Source organism: Herbaspirillum sp. CAH-3 (genome assembly GCF_009668275.1).
Lineage (GTDB): Bacteria > Pseudomonadota > Gammaproteobacteria > Burkholderiales > Burkholderiaceae_D > Herbaspirillum > Herbaspirillum aquaticum.
In genome coordinates this window covers 131288-151877 of record NZ_VSWE01000007.1, presented here as the reverse complement: position 1 = coordinate 151877, position 20590 = coordinate 131288, and the positions used below count along the sequence as shown (strand labels likewise).

General features: G+C 62.7%; 18 protein-coding genes. 1 reads left to right on the top strand and 17 read right to left on the bottom strand.

From position 1 onward, the window contains the following. Nucleotides 1–17: 17 nt before the first annotated feature. The 10 genes from hflX to ndk form a co-directional block, all read right to left on the bottom strand. Complete coding sequence (gene hflX, locus FYB76_RS10820) at nt 18–1142, bottom strand: GTPase HflX (RefSeq protein WP_088753372.1); 1125 nt, start codon at nt 1140–1142, stop codon at nt 18–20. A gap of 39 nt (nt 1143–1181) precedes the next feature. Next, nucleotides 1182–1421 (bottom strand): RNA chaperone Hfq, encoded by a 240-nt coding sequence (gene hfq / locus FYB76_RS10815; protein WP_006463311.1) that lies wholly within the window; start codon nt 1419–1421, stop codon nt 1182–1184. A 139-nt stretch (nt 1422–1560) separates the two neighbouring features. Continuing rightward, a complete protein-coding gene (gene der / locus FYB76_RS10810) occupies nt 1561–2904 on the bottom strand; it encodes a ribosome biogenesis GTPase Der (protein ID WP_088753371.1) in 1344 nt (447 codons plus the stop codon). A gap of 32 nt (nt 2905–2936) precedes the next feature. After that, on the bottom strand, nt 2937–4136 hold the full coding sequence (gene bamB / locus FYB76_RS10805; RefSeq protein WP_154133637.1) for an outer membrane protein assembly factor BamB: 1200 nt from the start codon (nt 4134–4136) through the stop codon (nt 2937–2939). A gap of 142 nt (nt 4137–4278) precedes the next feature. After that, a complete protein-coding gene (locus FYB76_RS10800) occupies nt 4279–4923 on the bottom strand; it encodes a tetratricopeptide repeat protein (protein WP_154133636.1) in 645 nt (214 codons plus the stop codon). A gap of 45 nt (nt 4924–4968) precedes the next feature. Then, nucleotides 4969–6324, bottom strand: coding sequence for a histidine--tRNA ligase (gene hisS, locus FYB76_RS10795; protein WP_088753368.1), 1356 nt, complete (start codon nt 6322–6324; stop codon nt 4969–4971). A 130-nt stretch (nt 6325–6454) separates the two neighbouring features. Continuing rightward, nucleotides 6455–7717 (bottom strand): flavodoxin-dependent (E)-4-hydroxy-3-methylbut-2-enyl-diphosphate synthase, encoded by a 1263-nt coding sequence (gene ispG, locus FYB76_RS10790; RefSeq protein ID WP_154133635.1) that lies wholly within the window; start codon nt 7715–7717, stop codon nt 6455–6457. Between the two features lie 14 nt (nt 7718–7731). Beyond that, complete coding sequence (locus FYB76_RS10785; RefSeq protein WP_154133634.1) at nt 7732–8835, bottom strand: helix-turn-helix domain-containing protein; 1104 nt, start codon at nt 8833–8835, stop codon at nt 7732–7734. A gap of 300 nt (nt 8836–9135) precedes the next feature. After that, entirely contained in the window at nt 9136–10308 is a 1173-nt protein-coding gene (rlmN, locus tag FYB76_RS10780) for a 23S rRNA (adenine(2503)-C(2))-methyltransferase RlmN (RefSeq protein ID WP_034333976.1), read from the bottom strand. Between the two features lie 96 nt (nt 10309–10404). Further along, complete coding sequence (gene ndk, locus FYB76_RS10775; RefSeq protein ID WP_034333977.1) at nt 10405–10830, bottom strand: nucleoside-diphosphate kinase; 426 nt, start codon at nt 10828–10830, stop codon at nt 10405–10407. A gap of 268 nt (nt 10831–11098) precedes the next feature. Here ndk and FYB76_RS10770 point away from each other — a divergent pair, with 268 nt between their 5' ends. Continuing rightward, the gene (locus tag FYB76_RS10770; RefSeq protein WP_039785351.1) at nt 11099–11788 is read left to right on the top strand and encodes a Bax inhibitor-1/YccA family protein; all 690 of its coding nucleotides are present in this window, start codon (nt 11099–11101) and stop codon (nt 11786–11788) included. A 91-nt stretch (nt 11789–11879) separates the two neighbouring features. On the opposite strand, the gene rlmD is transcribed toward FYB76_RS10770, so the two are convergent. From rlmD to FYB76_RS10735, 7 genes are all read right to left on the bottom strand, one after another. After that, nucleotides 11880–13241: a 23S rRNA (uracil(1939)-C(5))-methyltransferase RlmD gene (gene rlmD / locus FYB76_RS10765; protein ID WP_154133633.1), complete on the bottom strand. Its 1362-nt coding sequence runs from the start codon at nt 13239–13241 to the stop codon at nt 11880–11882. Between the two features lie 142 nt (nt 13242–13383). Then, on the bottom strand, nt 13384–14397 hold the full coding sequence (gene rpoS / locus FYB76_RS10760) for an RNA polymerase sigma factor RpoS (RefSeq protein WP_088753364.1): 1014 nt from the start codon (nt 14395–14397) through the stop codon (nt 13384–13386). 3 nt (nt 14398–14400) lie between these two features. After that, entirely contained in the window at nt 14401–15384 is a 984-nt protein-coding gene (locus FYB76_RS10755; protein WP_154133632.1) for a peptidoglycan DD-metalloendopeptidase family protein, read from the bottom strand. Nucleotides 15385–15605: 221 nt separating this feature from the next. Next, nucleotides 15606–16571, bottom strand: coding sequence for a protein-L-isoaspartate(D-aspartate) O-methyltransferase (locus FYB76_RS10750; RefSeq protein ID WP_088753362.1), 966 nt, complete (start codon nt 16569–16571; stop codon nt 15606–15608). Next, nucleotides 16568–17305 (bottom strand): 5'/3'-nucleotidase SurE, encoded by a 738-nt coding sequence (surE, locus tag FYB76_RS10745; RefSeq protein ID WP_154133631.1) that lies wholly within the window; start codon nt 17303–17305, stop codon nt 16568–16570. The genes FYB76_RS10750 and surE overlap by 4 nt, the downstream gene beginning before the upstream one ends. Nucleotides 17306–17377: 72 nt before the next feature. Further along, nucleotides 17378–18325, bottom strand: coding sequence for a flagellar brake protein (locus FYB76_RS10740; RefSeq protein WP_154133630.1), 948 nt, complete (start codon nt 18323–18325; stop codon nt 17378–17380). Between the two features lies 1 nt (nt 18326). Next, nucleotides 18327–20540, bottom strand: a complete 2214-nt coding sequence (locus tag FYB76_RS10735; RefSeq protein WP_154133629.1) for an ATP-dependent DNA helicase — start codon at nt 20538–20540, stop codon at nt 18327–18329. Nucleotides 20541–20590: the final 50 nt, after the last annotated feature.

The following is a 20590-nucleotide window of genomic DNA, read 5'->3' as shown; positions in this document are numbered from 1 at the left end:
CCGTCCCCTCGAACGGCTCAAGCGTGCATGTCTTCGGAATCGACTGGCTGGGAACGGCTGCGACCCCTGGCCTCCAAGGCGGCCTTGAGCGAAGCGGCGATCGCTTCGCGCAGCAGATCCAGGCCAGCACCAGACTTGGCACTGACGAAAACCCGCTGGATTTTACCATACTCGTCATACTCGACCGTCGGTTCCAGACCGGCGGCGTCGATCTTGTTCCAGACCAGGATCTGCGGCACGTGGTCGGCACCAATTTCCTTCAAGACCAGGTTGACCTGCTCGATCTGCTCCATGCGTACCGGACTGGCGGCATCCACCACATGCAGCAGCAAGTCGGCGTGGATAGTCTCTTCCAAGGTCGCCCGAAACGCCTCCACCAGCTGGTGAGGCAATTCGCGGATGAAACCCACGGTGTCCGAAATCACCACGTGCCCGACCTCGCCCAGGTAGACGCGACGGGAAGTCGTATCCAGCGTGGCGAAGAGCTGGTTGGCGGCATACACGCCGGCTTTGGCCAGCGAGTTGAAGATGGTCGACTTGCCGGCGTTGGTATAGCCCACCAGCGAGACGGAGAACGTTTCACTGCGCCCGCGCGCACGACGCTGCGTGGCATGCTGCCGGCGCAGCTTGGCCAGCACTGCGCGCAGCGCCTTGACGCGCTCGCCCAGCAGGCGGCGGTCGGTTTCCAGCTGCGTTTCCCCAGGACCGCGCAGGCCGATACCGCCCTTCTGGCGCTCCAGGTGAGTCCAGCCGCGGATGAGGCGAGTGGACAGGTGCTGCAACTGGGCCAGTTCGACTTGCACCTTGCCTTCGTGGCTCTTGGCGCGTTGCGCGAAGATATCGAGGATCAGGCTGGTACGGTCGAGCACGCGCACCTTCAGGACCCGCTCCAGGTTGCGTTGCTGGGCCGGTGAAAGGGCGTGATTGAAAATGACCAGTTCGAGCTGGAGATCGGCGACGGCGTCCGCAACTTCTTGCGCCTTGCCGGTACCAACAAAGAGAGCGGCATCCGGACTGGCACGGCGGCCGGTGATGGTAATCACCGGTTCCGCACCAGCCGATTTTGCCAGGAGGAAGAGCTCATCCAGACTAGCGGCGAAATCGTTCTTGCCGAAGTCCAGGCCGACTAACGCGGCACGCATGTCAAAATGCCCACGGCGTCAAGCCGGCCAGGTAGACCATTATTCGTCGGACGAGGATTCGAGACTGAGGTTGACCGCACGTGCAGGCACGACGGTAGAGATGGCGTGTTTGTAAACCATTTGCGTAACGGTGTTACGCAGCAGGACCACGTATTGATCAAAAGACTCCACATGGCCTTGCAGCTTGATGCCGTTGACCAGGTAGATAGAGACGGGAACGTGCTCTTTTCTCAATGCGTTCAGGAATGGGTCTTGTAACAATTGCCCTTTGTTGCTCATGGCAGCTCCACGGTGTTGTTGTGATTAGGACTTGGAGGCACTTCAAGGAATATCAAGTGCTTGACCAACTTTATGCTATTCAATTTAAACGATTTTCGCTCCAACGCCAAAAACATTGATCGAATAGCAGGATTTACGATTATTTTTCCTGCCGGATGAAAGGATTCTTGCCCGACTTGAACTCGATACGCAGTGGAGTGCCCACCAGGGAGAAAGTTTCCCGGAAGTGCTTCTCCAGATAACGTTTGTAGTTGTCGTCGATGGCTTCCAGGGCATTGCCGTGGATCACCACCACCGGGGGATTTTGTCCACCCTGGTGCGCATAGCGCAGCTTGGGGCGGATCGAACCCTTGCGGCGCGGCTGTTGGTGCTCCAGCGCCTCTTCCAGCGCGCGCGTGAGGCGCGGGGTGCTCAGCTTGGCCATGGCGGCCGCGTAGGCCGAATCGATCGACTTCATCAGCGGACCGATACCGGTCGACTTCAGGGCCGAGATGAAGTGGAACTTGGCGAAGGAAAGGAAATTCAGTTTGCGCTCCAGATCCATCTTGATCTGGTTGCGCTGGTCGCTTTCCATCCCATCCCATTTGTTCACACCGACCACCAGCGCCCTGCCCGACTCCAGCACGAAACCGGCGATGTGGGCATCCTGTTCGGAAATATCCTGCTGCGCATCCAGCAGCAGCAGGACGACGTTGGCGTCCGAAATCGATTTCAGGGTCTTGACTACGGAGAACTTCTCGATAGCCTCGAAGACCTTGCCGCGGCGGCGGATGCCGGCGGTATCGATCAGGGTGTAATGACGGCCTTCGCGCTCGAAGGGAATCTCGATGGAGTCGCGCGTAGTCCCCGGCATGTCGAAGGCGATCACGCGCTCTTCGCCCAGCAGGGTGTTGACCAGGGTCGACTTGCCCACGTTGGGGCGGCCAACGATGGCGATCTTGGTGCCGCGCACGGCCGGCTCTTCGACTTCCGGCTCCTGGGCGCGCTGGGCTTCGACCTGATCCAGCGCTTCCTGCACCAGGTCAGCCACGCCGTCACCGTGGGCGGCGGAGATCACGTAAGGATCGCCCATGCCCAGCTCGTAGAAATCGGCGGTGACCGAGGTGTACTTCATGCCCTCGGACTTGTTGACCACCAGCAGCACGGAACGGCCGCACTTGCGCAGGAAGTCGGTGATGGTCTTGTCGTGCGGCGTCAATCCCTGGCGGCCGTCGACGATGAACACCACGATGTCGGCCTCGACCACTGCCTGCTTGGTCTGCTTGGCCATCTCATACATGATCCCGTCCTTGGCGACGGGTTCGAAGCCACCGGTATCGATCACCAGGAACGGACGTTCGCCGACCCGGCCTTCGCCGTAGTGACGATCGCGCGTCAGGCCGGGCAGGTCCGCCACCAGCGCATCGCGGCTGCGGGTGAGCCTGTTGAACAACGTCGATTTGCCGACGTTGGGACGGCCTACAAGTGCAATTACCGGTTTCATTTCTTTTCTTGGGGGTCGTACGTCACTGCCAATTACTCGGCGGCGACGGAGACCACGGTTCCTGATTTGGTTTGGAAAACGACAGACGAACCGGTCGAAACCGGAGGCGCCTGGACAGCACTGCCGTCGGTAGCCAGACGGGCCACGAAGGCACCATCTTCCCGCGACAGGAAGTGAATATAACCCTGGAAGTCAGCCACCGCCACCGCACGGCCCACTGCGATCGGGCTGGACAGCTGGCGATTCTTCAGGCGGTCGTTGCGCCAGATGACGGCACCGGTATCGCGCGCGAACTCGGTGACGGCACCGCCGACATCGGCCGCGTAGACATAGGCGTCATCCAGATTGACGCCGACATCGCTGGAAAACTCCTTGATCCAGCGCACATTGCCGTTGAGCAAATCGAAGCAGCCGATACGGCCCTGGTACGACACTGCGCAAATATCACGCGAACCCAGCGCAGGCACGCCCGACACGTCGGAGATGCGCTCCAGCTCGGTGGTACCGCGCGGATCACCCACCGCCACTTCCCAACGCGGACCGCCGTTGTTCAGTGCCAGGGCCGACAAGCGGCCACCCGGCAGGGCTACGAAGGCGGTCTGCGAACCGATCACGATGCCCGGCGCATTGCGCAGGGTCAGCGAAGGCACGTTGCGCTGGACCATCCAGCGCTGGCTGCCATTGTCGGCATCATACGCGGTCACGCGGTTGTCGATGCTGCGAATGACTACCAAGCCCTCTCCCACAGCGGGGGCCGACAGCACTTCGCTGGGTGCCTGGGCACTCCAGGTGGCCTTGCCGGAGGCGGCGTCGAAGGCCTGGATACGGCCCTTTTCACCCACCACAACCACGGTGCTGCCATCGCTGCCGACACCGGCCGTCAGGTTGCCTTCGGCACGGCTGCGCCACAAGGTCTGGCCATTCTGGGCGTTGATGCGCACCACGGTGCCATCATTGGCGGCGGCAAAGACGCTGCCAGAAGCGAAAGCCGGGCTGAACTGATAGCTGCCGGCCTTGCCGACCGATACCGTCCAGGCCGCCTGGGCACGCATCCTCTGGGTGAATTCGACCAGCGGGGCCGGCGGATTCGGATCTTTCTTGCTGGAGAACAGCGAGCAGCCGGACAAGGCCACCACGGCCGCCATGGCGGCCACATTCAGCGCCAGCTTGCCGGCGCTACGGGATCGAGCAAAGGATGTTGCCTTGGCAGCAGTGGCTGTCACACTACGCATATTCTGTTTCCTCTAAGCGATGGATGGATTCGCGATCGGATTGCGATTCAGTTCCCGGGTTGCACCCGCAACCCGGCGGGCCGCCGGTGCGCCATAGCGAACCGGGTCCCGGAGCATTGAGTCAATGGCGCCAGCGCAGGCCTCAGGCCTTGGGCGCTTCGCCGCCGATGGCGTCGAGCTTGATCTGGATCAGCTGACGGCCCGGATCCTTGGCGTCGCTCTTTTCCAGCGCCAGCTTGTAGGCGCTACGGGCTTCGTCGCGCTTGCCCTGGGCTGCCAGCACATCACCCTTGCGGTCGGCGATGGCGCCGGCGAACTGGGCGGGATAGTCACCCGACAAGACCTTCAACGCTTCGTCATACGACTTGGCATCGAGCAGCACGCCAGCCAGGCGCACGGCGGCGATGGCCTTGTATTCCTTGCCACGGCCGTGGTCGATTACCCATTGCAGCTGCTTCTTGGCCGCATCCAGGTCATTGGCGTCGAACGCCGACTTGGCTGCCACCAGGGCGCTCATCTCGGCGTAGGCGGTGCCGCTGAACTTGTCCTGGATGTCGGCGGCGGCGCGTTGCACCTTGGCATTGTCCTTGGCGGCCAGCGACTTCTGCTGTTCTTCGTAGAGCACCGAGGCTTGCGCCGACTGGCGGCCCTGCCAGGTATTCCAGCCGGTCCATCCGGCGTAGGCGGCCAGCGCGATGATCAGCGCCCAGGTCACCAGGTTGCCGTACTTCGCCCACCAGGCCTTGATGGAATCAAGCTGTTCTTGTTCTTCGAGATCGTATGCCATGTAACTCTGCGTTTAGATAAGTTGACGGTCGAGGTGGACGGGTCTTCAGGGGTGATAGTGCACGTGGTCGTGATCATGGTCATGATCGCCCACGATCTGTTCCACGATGTAGTCGACCACGCCGTCGAAAGCCATGTTGCTCTGGTTGGCGCGGCCTTCCTCGGCATTGCCTTCGCGCATGTGCTTGACGGTGGCGGACCCGGCCTTGAGCTCGTCTTCACCGATGATCACGGCAAAGGCAGCACCGCTGGCGTCGGCGCGCTTCATCTGCGCCTTGAACGATCCACCACCATTGGACGATGCGCAATGTAGCACAACATCGAGCCCGGCAGTCCGCAAACGTTCAGCCAGGACAAAAGATTGCAACTGTGCATCCTCGCCTTGATGGACCAGGTAGACGTCGCACTGGTTCGGCGCGTACTGCTCGCCATTGGCCTTCATCAGCTCCAGCAGGCGTTCCACGCCCATGGCGAAGCCGCAGGCCGGGGTCGGCTTGCCGCCGAACATTTCGATCAGCGGATCATAGCGACCACCGCCACAGACGGTGCCTTGCGAGCCCAGCTGGTCGGTGACCCACTCGAACACGGTACGGTTGTAGTAGTCCATGCCGCGCACCAGGCGCGGGTTGATGGTGAAGGGAATATTGTTGTGGCGCAGGATCTTCTGCACGCCCTCGAAGTGCGCGCGCGATTCTTCACCCAGGTAATCCAGCAGCTTGGGAGCGGCATTCACCATCTCCTGCATGGCAGGATTCTTCGTATCCAGGATGCGCAGCGGGTTGGCGTGCAGGCGGCGCTGGGCGTCGGTGTCCAGCAGGTCCTTGTGCTGTTCGAAGTAGGCGATCAGGTCGGCGCGGTGCTTGTTGCGCTCTTCGGCGTTGCCGATGGAGTTCAGTTCCAGGCGGATGTCGGACAGGCCCAGGTCATCCCACAGGCGCTGGCACATCATGATCAGTTCGGCATCGATATCCGGGCCGCTGAAGCCCACGGCTTCGGCGCCGACCTGGTGGAACTGGCGATAACGGCCGCGCTGCGGACGCTCGTGGCGGAACATCGGACCGACGTACCACAGACGCTTGGGACCGTCGTAGGTGAGGTTGTGTTCGAGGGCTGCGCGCACCACGCCGGCGGTGTTTTCCGGACGCAGGGTCAGGTTGTCGCCGTTCATGGAATCGGTGAAGGAATACATTTCCTTCTCGACGATGTCGGTCACCTCGCCCAGGCCGCGCGCGAACAGTGCGGTCGGCTCGACGATGGGGGTGCGGATCTGCTGGAAACCGTAGCTCTTGAGCACCGATTGCACGGTGTTCTCGAACAGTTCCCACAGTGGTGCGTCGGCCGGCAGGATGTCATTCATGCCTTTGACGCCAACGATTTTTTCGACTTTCTTTTGTTCTGACATACCGAAACCCGGAGTTTTTGCTTTTTACTTCATTTCTGGAAGCTGGAATCTGACGCATCTTTCGTGCGACGCACCAGCGCAAGTGTACTGCATGGCCCGCAACGCCCGACGGCGGCGGGCTCCACGGTGATCAGGAATGGCTACCCTGACCGTAATGCGATTCGACGTATTCCAGCACCACGTTCTGGAATTCCTCGGCGATGCGTTCGCCGCGCAGGGTCACCTTCTTCTCGCCGTCGATGAACACCGGTGCCGCCGGCGACTCGCCGGTACCCGGCAGGCTGATGCCGATGTTGGCGTGCTTGGATTCACCGGGGCCATTGACGATGCAGCCCATGACGGCCACGTTCATGGCTTCCACGCCGGGATACTTGCCCTTCCAGACCGGCATCTGCTCGCGCAGGAAGGTCTGGATCTTGTCGGCCAGGTCCTGGAACACGGTCGAGGTGGTACGGCCGCAACCCGGGCAGGCGATCACCATCGGGGTGAACTTGCGCAGGCCCATGGTCTGCAGGATTTCCTGGCCGACCACCACTTCCTTGGTCCGGTCGCCGCCCGGCTCGGGGGTCAGCGAGATGCGGATGGTGTCGCCGATGCCTTCCTGCAGCAGCACCGACAGCGCCGCCGTGGAGGCCACGATGCCCTTGCTGCCCATGCCGGCCTCGGTCAGGCCCAGGTGCAAGGGATAGTCGCAGCGGCGCGCCAGCTCGCGATAGACCGCGATCAGGTCCTGCACACCGGAGACCTTGCAGGACAGGATGATCTTGTCACCCGACATGCCCAGCTCCTCGGCACGCTGGGCGTTTTCGATGGCCGAGGTGACCAAGGCTTCATACATCACCGCCTGGGCCGACCACGGCTCGGCGCGACCGGCGTTTTCGTCCATGATGCGTGCCAGCAGCGCCTGGTCCAGGCTGCCCCAGTTCACGCCGATGCGCACCGGCTTGTCGTACTTGCAAGCCACTTCGATCATCTGGGCAAACTGGGTATCGCGCTTGGCACCCTTGCCTACGTTGCCGGGATTGATACGGTATTTGGAAAGCGCCTGGGCGCAGTCCGGATAATCGGTCAGCAGGGTGTGGCCGTTGTAGTGGAAATCGCCCACCAGCGGCACATCCACGCCCATGCGGTCGAGCTGCTCGCGAATGGCCGGCACGGCAGCGGCGGCCTCGGGCGTATTGACGGTCAGGCGCACGATCTCGGAGCCGGCGCGGGCCAGCTCCTTGATCTGGATTGCGGTCCCGATGGCATCCGCGGTGTCGGTGTTGGTCATGGATTGCACCATGACCGGGGCACCGCCACCCACGATGATCTCGCGCGCCCCATGGCTGATGACCACGCGGCGACTGTTGCGGCGGGCCAGGGGCCCGGAGGCGATCGGGGAGGAAGACATGATAGGCAGTCGACTCAGTTCAGGTTCAGGCGTGCAACATTGCTGCCGCCCGGGGTTTTCAGGTCCAGCGGCTGGCCGCGCAGGCTGGCGTCGACACCGGCGGCGTTGCCGATGATCAGGGTCGTCGCATCCGAGACATCGAAGGTCTCGGTGGTGCCGGCCTTGAGCAGGCGCGAAATCACGGTGCTCTTGTCAGCACGACGGATTTCCACCCAGGAATCCTCGCGGAAAGTCAGGCGCAGCAGATCCTTGCTGTTGACGATGTTCAGGCCGCTCGGGACAGTGGTCGAGGCCATCTGGCCGGGCGCCGCCGATGCGGCTGGCGCAGGCGCGGAAGCAGCAGCCGGGGCCGGCGTGGAAGCCGGCTGGTTGGCCGCTGGCGTGGCGGGCTGCACTGGTTCCGGCTTGCTTGCCACCGGCGCCTGGGCTACCGGCGCGGACGTTTCAGCCACGGGAGCAGCCGGCTTGGCGGACTCCTCGGCAGCTGCGGGCGTGATCGTTTCAACGCGGGCATTGACCGGCGTTTCGGTGGAAGCAGTCTCGGCCGGCTGTGCATTCTGCGCATCCGGAGCATTACCCGGCGCCGCTGCCGCGTCGTCGTGATGCGACTTGAGGAAGGCCAGCTGCGGCACATTGGCACCGAGATCAGTCCAGCGCACGGCGGCGGCACCCGCCAGCAGGGCGACCACCACCACACCGGCGACGATGGGCAAGGCCGAGCTGTTCCCGCGCGTGCTCATCATCATGGCCGGCAGCGGACCTTCCGAGAATGGCGTGGAGAGCTGATGCTGCGGCACGATGTGGTCGCGCTGCTGCACGGCCGATTCCTGTGGCAAGGCGGCCGTCACGGCATTCACATCCAGCCCCAGCACCTTGGCATAGCTGCGCACGAAGCCGCGCGCCACGGCCAGGCCCGGCAAGGCGGCGTAGTTGTCCGCCTCGATCGCCTGGATCTGGCGCGGGGCCAGCTTCACCAGGCTGGCAACCTGCTCGATGGTCCAGCCCTTCTTCTGACGCGCCGCCGCCAGCGCGGCACCGGGCGAGACCTGGGCCGGGGACGATGGACCAGGATCTTGCGGTTGCTGCGACGACATTTCGTTCATTTGTTGATCACTCATCAAATGCTCCACATGGAAAAGCTTTTTTTAGCCGGCCCTGGCCGGATTCTTCTGGAGCGTCCCTGCGCGGCACCTGCCGCGTCCCTCCGGGGAAATTCGACAACTTCAGCCCATCCTGAACGATAACGGCAGAACGGACGATCATTTCAGCAAAAACACAAAAAGGACGTGCGATGCCTGCGCCCCAGCGCAACATCGACGCCCCCGTTACCCATTCTGTAAAAAGCGGCAACTGATCCCTCGCCACGGCGGCGAAGGCTGGTACCGCAGGACCAGCAAGGACATGGGACCACCCTGCCGTCACCCGGAGATCTCCACGATGCGGCCGAAGTCCTTGCCGAACTTGGCCTGGTATTCGGCCATTTTCTGCATGCGTTCCTGCACCCGCGTACGATCCTTCACTTCGCCAGCCAACTGGCCGCAGGCGGCATCGATATCGTCGCCACGGGTCTTGCGGATGGTGGTCACGATGCCGGCATCCATCAGGATCTGCGCGAACGCCTTGATGCGCGGATTGTGCGAGCGCTTCAAGCCCGACTCGGGGAAGGGGTTGAAGGGAATCAGGTTGAACTTGCAAGGGATGGCAGTCTCGCCTTCCTTCACCAGCGCGACCAGTTCGCGGGCATGGGTGTCGGTGTCGTTGACGCCATCGAGCATGCAATACTCGAAGGTGATGAAGTCGCGCGGCGCAAATTCCAGATAGCGCTTGCAGGCCAGCATCAGCTCGCGCAGCGGGTGCTTGCGGTTGAGCGGAATGAGCGAGTCGCGCAGCGCATCGTTGGACGCGTGCAGCGAGACGGCCAGCGCCACCGGACACTCTTGCGACAGCTTGTCGATCATCGGCACCACGCCGCTGGTGGACAGCGTAACGCGGCGGCGCGACAGGCCGTAAGCATTGTCGTCCAGCATCAGGCGCAAGGCGGTGACGGTCGGCTCGAAGTTGAGCAGCGGCTCGCCCATGCCCATCATCACCACGTTGGTGATCTGGCGCTCACCCTTGGGGCCGCCTTCGATACCCTTGGTCTTGCGCAATTCGAATTCCGCCATCCACAGCTGGCCAATGATTTCGGCCACGGTGAGATTGCGGTTGAAGCCCTGCTTGCCGGTCGAGCAGAAGCGGCAATTCACGGCACAGCCCGCCTGCGTCGATACGCACAGCGTGCCGCGGTTTTCTTCAGGAATGAACACGGTTTCCACCGCATTGCCCTGGCCCACGTCGACCAGCCACTTGCGTGTGCCGTCGGTGGAAGTATGGTCGCTGATGATGGCCGGTGCACGGACTTCGGCACGGGTCTTCAGCTTGTCGCGCAGCGATTTGGCCAGGTCGGTCATCTGATCGAAATCAGACACGCCGAACTGGTGTATCCAACGCTGCAACTGCTTTGCACGAAACGGCTTCTCACCCAACTCGCCGCAGTAGGCGACGAGTTGCGCGGGATCCATATCCAGCAGATTGGTGAGAGCTGTAGTCATGATGCTTGCGGTCGGGACCAAGGCAGAAAGACGCCGCAGGGATTGCGGTGCCGGTTTCCGCCCCAGCCCGGAAGACCGATGGAAAACAGGAACAGATTAACGCGAATAAACGTTCAGCGCCGGGAAGAAGTAGGCGATTTCGCCCTTGGCGGTTTCTTCAGCGTCCGAACCGTGCACGGCGTTGGCGTCGATGGAGTCAGCGAAGTCGGCGCGGATGGTGCCCTTTTCAGCCTTCTTCGGATCGGTAGCGCCCATCAGGTCGCGGTTCTTCAGGATGGCGCCTTCGCCTTCCAGCACCTGGATCATCACCGGGCCGGAGATCATGAAGTCCACCAGGTCCTTGAAGAAGGGACGCTCGCGGTGCACAGCGTAGAAACCTTCAGCTTCAGCGCGGGACAGTTGGGCCATGCGAGCAGCGACGACCTTCAGGCCGGCGTTTTCGAAACGGCTGTAGATCTGGCCGATCACGTTCTTGGCTACAGCGTCGGGCTTGATAATCGACAGGGTGCGTTCAATTGCCATGAGAAAAACTCCAATAAAAATAATGGCTTAAAGCCAAGAATTGATAATTCAATGAACCTTGTATTTTAGCATGAAACCATCAGATATCATGTCAATTCACCTTGTTTGACACCGCATGCGGGCACTTGCCCACTGAAACCAGCCAGGCCGTGCAGGAGGCGGGCTTCATATAAAGTGCCCGCATCTCGAACCAGAGCGAGGGAAGACTTGTCTTAGCAGTGAGCCGTCGTGCTATTCTCTGGCTCGCATTCAACGCTTCGGAGGACATATGAATCAACTGGACACGACCTTCGGCCACTCGACCACGAGCCTGGCCACCCGCAACCGCGTTCTGCGCAACACCTACTGGCTGCTGGCGCTGTCGATGATCCCGACCGTGCTGGGCGCCTGGCTGGGCGTGCAGATGCACTTCAGCCTGTTCGCCGCCAGCCCGATGATCGGCTTCGTGCTGTTCCTGGCCATCGCCTTCGGCTTCTTCTACGCCATCGAGAAGACCAAGAATACCGGCTGGGGCGTGGCCTTCCTGCTGGGCTTCACCTTCTTCATGGGCCTGATGCTGTCGCGCCTGATCGAGTACACGCTGGGCTTCTCCAACGGTGCTGGACTGATCATGACCGCCTTTGGCGGCACCGCCATCATCTTCTGCGGCATGGCCACCATCGCCACCGTCTCCAAGCGCGACTTCTCGGGCATGGGCAAGTGGCTCTTCGCAGGCGTGCTGGTGATCCTGGTGGCTTCGCTGGCCAACATCTTCCTGCACCTGCCGGCGCTGCAGCTGACCATCTCGGTGGTGGCCATCGCCATTTTCTCGGCCTACATCCTGTATGACGTGCAACAAGTGGTCAACGGCGGCGAAACCAACTACATCTCGGCCACGCTGGCGATCTACCTCGACGTCTACAACGTCTTTGCCAACCTGCTGTCCATCCTGGGCATCGTCGGCGGCAATCGCGACTGACATCGAAAAACATTGCATCAGCAGCAATAAAAAATGCCGGCGCGAGCCGGCATTTTTTTCGTCCGCAGTCCGCAGTCCGCGGTCCGCAGTCTCACTCAGGCAAATCGAAGACGGCGATGGATTCCACGTGGGCCGTATGCGGGAACATGTTCACCACACCAGCATACTTGAGTGCATAACCACCCAGATGCACCAGCATGCCGGCGTCACGCGCCAGCGTAGCGGGATTGCAGGAGACATAGACGATGCGCTTGGGCTTGAGGTGCTGCTGCTCCGGCGGCAATTCCACCAGGGCCTTGCAGACCTCCATGGCGCCTTCGCGCGGCGGGTCGATCAGCATGCGGTCGAACTTGCCCAGCGCGACGAAATCTTCCGGCTTGGCTTCGAACAGGTTGCGGCAATAGAAGCTGGTCTTGGCATCGACGCCATTGACCTTGGCATTGTCCAGCGCGCGCTCGGTCAGGGCCGTGCTGCCTTCGATCCCGACCACTTCGCGTGCCAGGGTGGCGATGGGCAGCGTGAAGTTGCCAAGTCCACAGAACAGGTCGGCCACGCGATCCTGGGGCTGCACATCCAGCAGGCGCAGTGCACGAGCCACCAGAACACGGTTGATCTGGTGATTCACCTGGGTGAAATCGGTGGGCTTGAACGGCATGCGGATGCCGAATTCAGGCAAGTTGTACTGCAAGCGCGATTGTGCCGGATAGTAAGGTGCCGCCGTATCCGGCCCCTTGGTCTGCAACCACCATTCGATCTTGTGCTCGTCAGCAAAGGTCTTGAGCAGGGTTTCATCGGCCGGGCTCAGCGCCTCCATGATGCGCAACACCAGCACGGTGACCTTGTTGCCATGATCACCCTCACCCACGGCCAGCTCGATCTGCGGCATGCGGTCACGAATCGACAGCGCCGCCACCAGTTCACGCAGTGGCACCAGCATGGCCGAGACATTGGGCGGCAGGATTTCACAAGTCTTCATATCGGCGATGAAAGACGAGCGCTTTTCGTGGAAACCCACCAGCACCCCACCCTTCTTGGCCACGTGGCGCACCGAGATACGGGCTCGATAGCGATACCCCCAGGTCGGCCCGTAAATCGGACGCAGCATGACCTCAGCCTTGGTCTTGCCCAGGTGCCAGAGGTTGTCCTCCAGCACGCGCTGCTTCATGGCGACCTGGGCCGATGGCTCCAGATGCTGCATGGCGCAGCCGCCGCAGGTGCCGAAGTAGTCACACTTGGGCTTCACCCGCAGCGAAGACTCGCTATGCAGCGTGGTCATCACGCCCGCTTCCCACTTGGGTTTCTTGCGATAGGACTGGAAACTGACCCGTTCGCCCGGCAATGCGCCTTCGACGAAGATGACCTTGCCTTGCGTACCATCCTCGTTTTCGAGGTGACCAACGCCGCGCCCGTCCATGTCGAGCGACTTGATTTCAATGATGATGTCTTGTTGCATGAGGGAAACCACAGGGTGGGACCGAAGCCCGCTGCCGAAAACAAAAGCGGTATTGTCCGCGATCCGGGACCGCGAGGGAAGCAGCAAGCGCATCCGGCCCCTGCCCGCAGGCAGAAAACCACGGCATTGAACCGGATGCGCCCTAGAACAGAGCGTCGCGGCTCACGCCGCGCGAAGTCAACAGGCGCTTGAGCTTGACCAGGGCCTCCTGCTGCACCTGGCGCACGCGTTCACGGGTAATGCCCATCTCGCCGGCCAGCTGCTCCAGCGTCGAGGGATCGTCGTTATCCAGCCCAAAGCGCCGCGCTACCACGACGCGTTGTTTTTCAGACAAGCTCTTGAGCCACTCGCGGATCAGCAAGGCCATTTCCTGGCTCTCGGCGCGGGTATCGGGATGCTCTTCGACGGCGCTGGGCAGAAGATCCATCAGGCTGGCCTGAGGGTCGTTATCCAGCGGGGTATCCAGCGAGGCTGCGTGTTCGGACAGGGCCAGCACATCCTGCACCTCTTCCACCGGGCGATCGACCAGGTGCGCGATGTCTTCGGCGCTGGCGTCTCTTCCGTCACGTTGCTGAGCTTCGAGGTGATACTTTGCACGCAGGATCTGGTTCAGCTCGCGCACCATGTGTACGGGAAGCCGCACGGTACGGGCCTGATTCATGATGGCGCGCTCGATGCTCTGGCGGATCCACCAGGTGGCGTAGGTAGAGAAGCGGAAACCGCGCTCCGGCTCGAACTTGTCGATGGCGCGCATGAGACCAAGGTTGCCCTCTTCGATCAGGTCCAGCAGGGCCACACCGCGGTTGATGTAGTGCTTGGCAATCGACACCACCAGCCGCAGGTTGTGCTCGATCATCTTCTGGCGCGCCACGAATTCGCCGGCCTTGGCCTGGGTAGCGAAATGCAGCTCTTCTGCCGCCGTCAGGAGCGGCTTGGCACCGATCTTGTTGAGGTAATGCTGGGTGGTGTCGGTAGAGAGTTCGGCAGCAAGCACCTTCTTGAGCTCGTCCACACCTTCGGCCGGGGCCGCTTCCTGGGGCTGGTCAGCGGCATCGCCGTCGATCACTTCCGGTTCATCGATCTCCTCGATGGGATCGTCCATATCCTCTTCACGAGGGTCCTGGTCTGGCAAGTGATCGCGGCGATTGCTTGTCATACGCTAGCGTGGCGGTAAGTATTTTGAAGGATCAACAGGTTTACCCTGCTGGCGGATCTCGAAATGCAGTTTGACGCTGTCGCTGTCGGATTTGCCCATTTCAGCGATCTTCTGTCCCTTGGTCACCGCCTGGCCTTCCTTGACCAGGATCGTCTTGTTGTGGGCATAGGCCGACAACAGGTTGTTGGTGTGCTTGATGATCACCAGGTTGCCATAACCACGGATGCCGCTGCCGGCATACATGACCTTGCCACCTGCTGCTGCCAGGACGGCCTGGCCATCCTTGCCCGCAATATCTACGCCCTTCTTGCCACCTTCGAAGGTACCGACCACCTTGCCCTCGGCCGGCCACATCCAGCTCACGCCTTCATCGTCGCCAGCGGCGGCTGGCTGGCTCGCCGCAGCCGGCTTGTCAGCTGCATGCGGGGCTTCCGGCTTGGCCGCTGCGGCGGGTGCCGCAGCAGGTGCCGCTGCCGGCGGGGCATCGGGCTTTTCCAGTTCAGCCAGGGCGCTGTCCGAATAGGCGCGCTTGTCGCCGCGCGGACCGGTCTTGTTGCTGCCCGAGGCCATCGGTGCCGCGGCCGGCGCAGCCGCACCCGGTGCGCCCAGCGGCTTCACATCCAGGCCTGCACCCGGTGCGGCAGCCACGGTCGCGGTCTGGGCCGGTCCGGCACGGTCAGGCGGCGCCACGCGCAGCACCTGGTCAACCTTGATGTCGTTCGGGTTGGTCAGGTTGTTCCAGGCGACGATGTCGCGCCAGTTCTGCCCGACGTCCAAGGCGATGCGATACAGCGTATCGCCCTTCTTGACCGTGTAATAGCCACGTCCCGAGGGAACCGGCGCAGCCGGCGCGGCCACAGCGTCGGCCGGCTTGACGGTGCTGGTGGTGCGGTCGACGACGGGCGCCGGCTGCTGATTCGGTGTCGAGCCGCAGGCGGCCAGCAAACTGACGACACTGCCCAATACAGCCAAACGAATTTTCTTCATGCTCTTACGTTAGATTTTGTACGACGCTAGTTGACACGCAGCCAGCGCCAGAAGTTCATCAGGGAAATGCGGCCCCCTCGCCTGCCCATCCGCTCTTTTCATCGACCCGCGGCTTGGATGCTTGTGCTTGTTGCCGCCCGCTCCCTGTTCGATGATGCGTGGCGGACCTGATATCCGCCGGTTCTGCTCCTTGCGTCCCGCTCATGCCGGGCTTTGCCGGCCTACGCCGTTCCCGGCCGCAGCGGCACGAAATGGCACTGTTCCAGTGTGGTACGGCGCCAGTCGCGCTGGCCGACACGTTCAATCAGTTCCAGCACCTGCTGGCGCTCGCCCACCGGTGCTACCAGCCTGCCGCCGATGGCCAGCTGCTCCAGCAGGGCCTGCGGCACTTCGAGCCCTGCCGCCGCGAGGATGATGCCATCAAACGGCGCAACCTGCGGCAGGCCAAGCATACCATCTCCGTAATGCAAGCGGATGTTCGCCACGCGCAAGGGACGCAGATTGGTCTTGGCCAGTTCATGCAAGGGCTTGATGCGCTCGATGGAATACACCTCGCCCGCCACCCGGGACAGCACGGCGGCTTGGTAGCCGCAGCCGGTACCGATCTCCAGAACGCGGTCCAGGCGGCCGCCGTTGCGGTTCTGGCGCATCAGTTCGATCATGCGCGCCACGATATAGGGCTGTGAAATGGTCTGGTGATGCCCGATCGGCAGCGACGCATCAATATAGGCCTGGCTGGCCAGGCCGGGCTCCACGAACATGTGGCGCGGCACCGCCTCCAGCGCAGCCAGCACCTTGGCATCGGCCACCCCCTGCTTGGCCACGCGCGCCACCATGGCCTTGCGCACCGCTTCCGAGGCCAAGGGCGAGGCATGATGAGAAGCATTGGTCTGGGTCACCGTCATCACGTTCCTGACAGCCGTGCGCGGCACCGGGGCGGCGCTCAGCAGCGGCTGGGCCGGCGCCACCGGAGCGCGGGGCGGTGCCGGGGGCGGACGCAGCGCCTGGGCCAAGCCCTGCTGCACCGGCTTCAAGGCCGCACGCTGCGAGGACTGGGCGGCGTTCTTGGCCGCGGTCTGGGTCGTGGCCTGGGGGCGGCCAGCCGCATCCCGTCCGGCATTGGCGGTCTTTTTCTTGTCGACCACCGAGGACAGGCTCAGCGGGAAGCGGCTGGGCTTGTCGCTCATGCAAGCGCTTTCTTGAGATTGTCCAGTTGTGCGGTGTGCGTCAGGTCGATCTGCAGCGGCGTGATGGAGACGTAGCCATTGGCCGTCGCGTGGAAATCGGTGCCCTCGCCGCCATCCTTGGCGGCCCCGGCCGGGCCGATCCAGTACAGGTCTCGGCCATGCGGGTCGGTCAGCTTGTGCACCGGCTCGGACATGTGGCGCTTGCCCAGGCGGGTGGCCATGCTGCCCTTGATCTGCGCATACGGCAGATTGGGGATGTTGACGTTGAGCAGGTAAGGCTTGGGCAGGCTGTCTAAGCGGCGCTCAACGATCTCGCGGGCGATGCGCGCGGCCGACGCCAGCTCGCCCCAGCCCTTGTGCAGTTGCGAAAACGCAATGGAAGGAATGCCGAACAGGAAACCTTCGGTGGCGGCCGCGACCGTGCCGGAATAGAGCGTATCGTCGCCCATGTTCTGGCCCTGGTTGATGCCGGAGACGATCAGGTCCGGACGCTCCTTGAGCAAGCCGGTCAGCGCCACGTGGACGCAGTCCGACGGCGTGCCATTGAGGTAATAGAAGCCGTTGGCGGCCTGCTCCACCCACAGCGGGCGATCCAGCGTCAGGGAGTTGGAGCTGCCCGAGCGATTGCTGTCGGGGGCCACCACGGTGATGTCGGCGATCGGTGCGAGGGCTTCTGCCAAGGCATTGATGCCGGGCGCGAGGTAGCCGTCGTCGTTGCTGATGAGGATTTTCATGGGCTGAATTTTAACCGAAGCAGAGCTTTGGACAGCCTCTCCTCCTGACATTCTCCTGCCCTGTTGCACCGGCTATTCCTGCAGCGTCAGTTCCTGGTAGACATAGGCCGACAGCACCAGCCTGTCGCGCACCGTCAGTTGGGCAAATTCCACCCCGTACTGATGGAAATCGGCCTCCCCCAAAGACTCCACCGCCCGCAGGACCACCGGCAGTTCCAGCGGCAACTGCTGGTCCGCCACCGAGGCCACGAAACGCAGCTTGCCTGTGACACCCTTCTTCGCTGCCACCTTGCCGGACAGCGAGGTCGCCACCACTGAAGCACCGGCCAGGCTCAGGTCGATCACGCTGGCCGCCAGCGGCTGGCTGCCATCCACCGCCAGATAGCCTTCGGCCCCCACGGGTACGCGGGTGGCCTGGCGGATGACGGTGGAACGTACCTCTTTAGGCAGCGAGATATGAAGATAAACGAAGGGCGTCTGTTGGTATTTCAGCAGTTGCGCCGCAAAAGCATAGGCACGGCGACCAGTCAGGGCACGCACCACGAAGGCCTGGCCCTCGCGCACGAAGAGCTGTTTGCCGTCCTTTTGTGGCGCCGTGACGAGGATGCTGCGGTTGGGCAGGCAGCCCACCAGTGACACCGCATAGCGCTGCGCGGCATCGTCGGCAAATTGCAGCCACAAGGTATCGCCAATCTGCCAGCGCACCTCGTCCAGCGTGATGACGGTTTCCTGGCCGCGCACTGCCGCAGAGGGCTTCAGGGGCTTCTTGCCGCCCTGTTTCTTGCGCAAGACATCGCGCGCCTGCGGCAGCGGCACGGATTCGGTATCCGGCTCGGCAATCCAGTGGGCATTGCGGTAAAGGCCATTCTCGATCAGCCCGGCCAACTGGTCCGGCGTGTCGATCAGGGTACCGCGGGCCAGCAAGAGTTTGCCGGCGTCGTTGTAGATCGGCCAGGGCGCGGGGCGGCCCAGGGCGAGTTCGGAGGCGCGCACGGGCACCAGCGAGGTGTGATCGGCCATCTCAGCTCTCCGCAGCAGCGTCCTCGCCGGCAGCGGCAGCGGCGCGGCGTGCATCCTGCTCCCGGAAGAAGGCCTGCACCACCTCCAGCTCGCGCGTGCGCTTGAAAGGCGGCAGGCTCTGCCAGATGCGGCGGCCATAATTCTTGGTGATGATGCGCGGATCACAGATCATCAGCACGCCACGGTCACCCTCGTCACGGATCAGGCGCCCGGCGCCCTGTTTGAGGTTGATGATGGCCGCCGGCAGCTGATGGTGCACGAAGCCGTTCAGGCCCTGTTTTTCCATCTCGCTGATACGGGCCGCCAGCACCGGATCGTCCGGCGGCGAGAACGGCAGCTTGTCGATGATGACCAGCGACAGTGCATCGCCGCGCACATCCACGCCTTCCCAGAAACTCTGGCTGCCGATCAGCACGCCATTGCCAGCGGCGCGGAAACGATCCAGCAACTCCGTACGTCCCGCTTCGCCCTGCACGAACAGCGGGAAGTCATGGCCGCGCGCCTCGAATTCGGAACGCAGCCGCTCGGCTGCGCGATTGACTGCGCGCAGCGTGGTGCACAGGAAGAAGCAGCGGCCACCGGCAGCCTCGATGGTCGGCAAGGCGGCGTCGATGACGGCGTCAGTGTATTCAAACGAATTGGGCTGCGGCAGGTTCTGCGGCACGTACAGCAAGCCCTGCTCGGCATAATTGAAAGGGCTCGGCCAGGATTGCGCCGGCGCATTCCACAGGCCCATCTGGGCTGCGTAGTGATTGAAATCTTTCTTCACTGCCAGTGTCGCCGAAGTGAAGATCCATGAACGCGGCGTACCCTCGCGCTGCTTGTTGAAGATGGGCGCGATCGACAGCGGCGTGCGGTGCAGTTGCAGCGAGGACTGGAAGGCCTCCACCCACAGCACGTAGAACGGTTTCTGGGCCGGCGGCTCCTCCTGTTCCTCGCCGGCTGCCTCCTGCTTGTTGTCGGCGGGCTTGGCCGCTGCCTTGGCGGCGGCTTCGGCCTGGATCTTGGCCAGCTCGTCGGGCGTGCCCCAGTTTTCAAGCTGGCGCAGCAATTCATTGGCGCGGTCGCGGCACTGCTCGATGGTCTCGGCTCGCTCGGCCTGTTTTTCGAGCACGGCGATCATGTCGTCCATGCAATCCTTCAGGGTGTCGAGCGCCGGGAAGAATGCGCTGGACGGCGCAATCTGGTTCAGGGCCAGGCGCACCGATTCCTCCGGAAAAGCCAGCCGCAGATCGCGTGCCGCCCGCTCCACCGGCGCCACCAGGCGCGCCCAATCGGCACCATCGCGGGCGTGCGACAGGCCTTCGGCCAGTACGTCGCGGCACAGTTCGAGAATCTGCGAGGTCGAGATGGTCTCACCGAAAAACAGGGTGGCCGTATCCGGCAACTGGTGCGCTTCGTCGAAGATGACCGTATTGGCCGAGGGCAGCAGTTCGGCAATGCCGGTGTCCTTCAGGGCTACATCCGCGAAGAACAGGTGATGGTTGACCACCACTACATCAGCCTGCTGGGCTTCCTTGCGCGCCTTCATGACGAAGCAATCCTGGTAGTACTGGCACTCAGCCCCGAAACAGGTATCGCGGGTCGAGGTCACCAGATTCCATACCGACGCCGTCTCCGGCACCTTGGTCAGCTCGGCCTTGTCGCCGGAGGAGGTGGATTTGACGAAGCGCGAGATCTCGCGCAGGTAGCCCACATCCTCGCGTGCGGTCAGGCGGCCGTTCTGGAGGGTACGCTCGAGGTGGAAGTGGCAGACGTAATTGCTGCGCCCCTTGAGCAGCGCCACCGAAACGGGCGCATGCAGAGCCTTGCGCACGGTGGGGATGTCGCGATTGAAGAGCTGGTCCTGCAGGGTCTTGGTGCCGGTAGAGACGATGGTCTTGCCACCCCACAGCAATGCCGGGACCAGGTAGGCAAAGGTCTTGCCGGTACCGGTGCCGGCCTCGGCGATCAGCGTACCCTGGTTGGCGATGGCGTCAGCAATGGCCTTGGCCATCTCGGTCTGGGCATGGCGTGGACGATAGCTGCCGACGGCACCGCCCAGCGGACCGCCTTCACCGAACAGGCGCTCGACCTCGGCATCATGAAGACCATGTTCTTCGGGCGCGGCGCCCTCCGTCTCGGCGGAAACGGTGCGACTGTCGACGTTGTGGGCGGGGGCTTCGGGAGCTGTCACTGCGGCAAACCTGTAGGAAAACACGTGCGGCGCGGGCATCGGCGATACCGGCGCGGCTTGCACGTCATTGGGAACAAGGCGCTATTTTA

Excerpts from the sequence above, each read along its gene's own strand:
- ndk (WP_034333977.1), bottom strand. The coding sequence starts at position 10,830 with ATGGCAATTGAACGCACCCTGTCGATTATCAAGCCCGACGCTGTAGCC.
- FYB76_RS10755 (WP_154133632.1), bottom strand. The coding sequence starts at position 15,384 with ATGAAGAAAATTCGTTTGGCTGTATTGGGCAGTGTCGTCAGTTTGCTG.
- rpoS (WP_088753364.1), bottom strand. The coding sequence starts at position 14,397 with ATGACAAGCAATCGCCGCGATCACTTGCCAGACCAGGACCCTCGTGAA.
- FYB76_RS10740 (WP_154133630.1), bottom strand. The coding sequence starts at position 18,325 with ATGGCCGATCACACCTCGCTGGTGCCCGTGCGCGCCTCCGAACTCGCC.
- FYB76_RS10750 (WP_088753362.1), bottom strand. The coding sequence starts at position 16,571 with ATGAGCGACAAGCCCAGCCGCTTCCCGCTGAGCCTGTCCTCGGTGGTC.
- hfq (WP_006463311.1), bottom strand. The coding sequence starts at position 1,421 with ATGAGCAACAAAGGGCAATTGTTACAAGACCCATTCCTGAACGCATTG.
- hisS (WP_088753368.1), bottom strand. The coding sequence starts at position 6,324 with ATGTCAGAACAAAAGAAAGTCGAAAAAATCGTTGGCGTCAAAGGCATG.
- bamB (WP_154133637.1), bottom strand. The coding sequence starts at position 4,136 with ATGCGTAGTGTGACAGCCACTGCTGCCAAGGCAACATCCTTTGCTCGA.
- FYB76_RS10735 (WP_154133629.1), bottom strand. The coding sequence starts at position 20,540 with ATGCCCGCGCCGCACGTGTTTTCCTACAGGTTTGCCGCAGTGACAGCT.
- FYB76_RS10770 (WP_039785351.1), top strand. The coding sequence starts at position 11,099 with ATGAATCAACTGGACACGACCTTCGGCCACTCGACCACGAGCCTGGCC.
- hflX (WP_088753372.1), bottom strand. The coding sequence starts at position 1,142 with ATGCGTGCCGCGTTAGTCGGCCTGGACTTCGGCAAGAACGATTTCGCC.
- surE (WP_154133631.1), bottom strand. The coding sequence starts at position 17,305 with ATGAAAATCCTCATCAGCAACGACGACGGCTACCTCGCGCCCGGCATC.
- FYB76_RS10800 (WP_154133636.1), bottom strand. The coding sequence starts at position 4,923 with ATGGCATACGATCTCGAAGAACAAGAACAGCTTGATTCCATCAAGGCC.
- FYB76_RS10785 (WP_154133634.1), bottom strand. The coding sequence starts at position 8,835 with ATGAGTGATCAACAAATGAACGAAATGTCGTCGCAGCAACCGCAAGAT.
- der (WP_088753371.1), bottom strand. The coding sequence starts at position 2,904 with ATGAAACCGGTAATTGCACTTGTAGGCCGTCCCAACGTCGGCAAATCG.
- rlmN (WP_034333976.1), bottom strand. The coding sequence starts at position 10,308 with ATGACTACAGCTCTCACCAATCTGCTGGATATGGATCCCGCGCAACTC.
- ispG (WP_154133635.1), bottom strand. The coding sequence starts at position 7,717 with ATGTCTTCCTCCCCGATCGCCTCCGGGCCCCTGGCCCGCCGCAACAGT.
- rlmD (WP_154133633.1), bottom strand. The coding sequence starts at position 13,241 with ATGCAACAAGACATCATCATTGAAATCAAGTCGCTCGACATGGACGGG.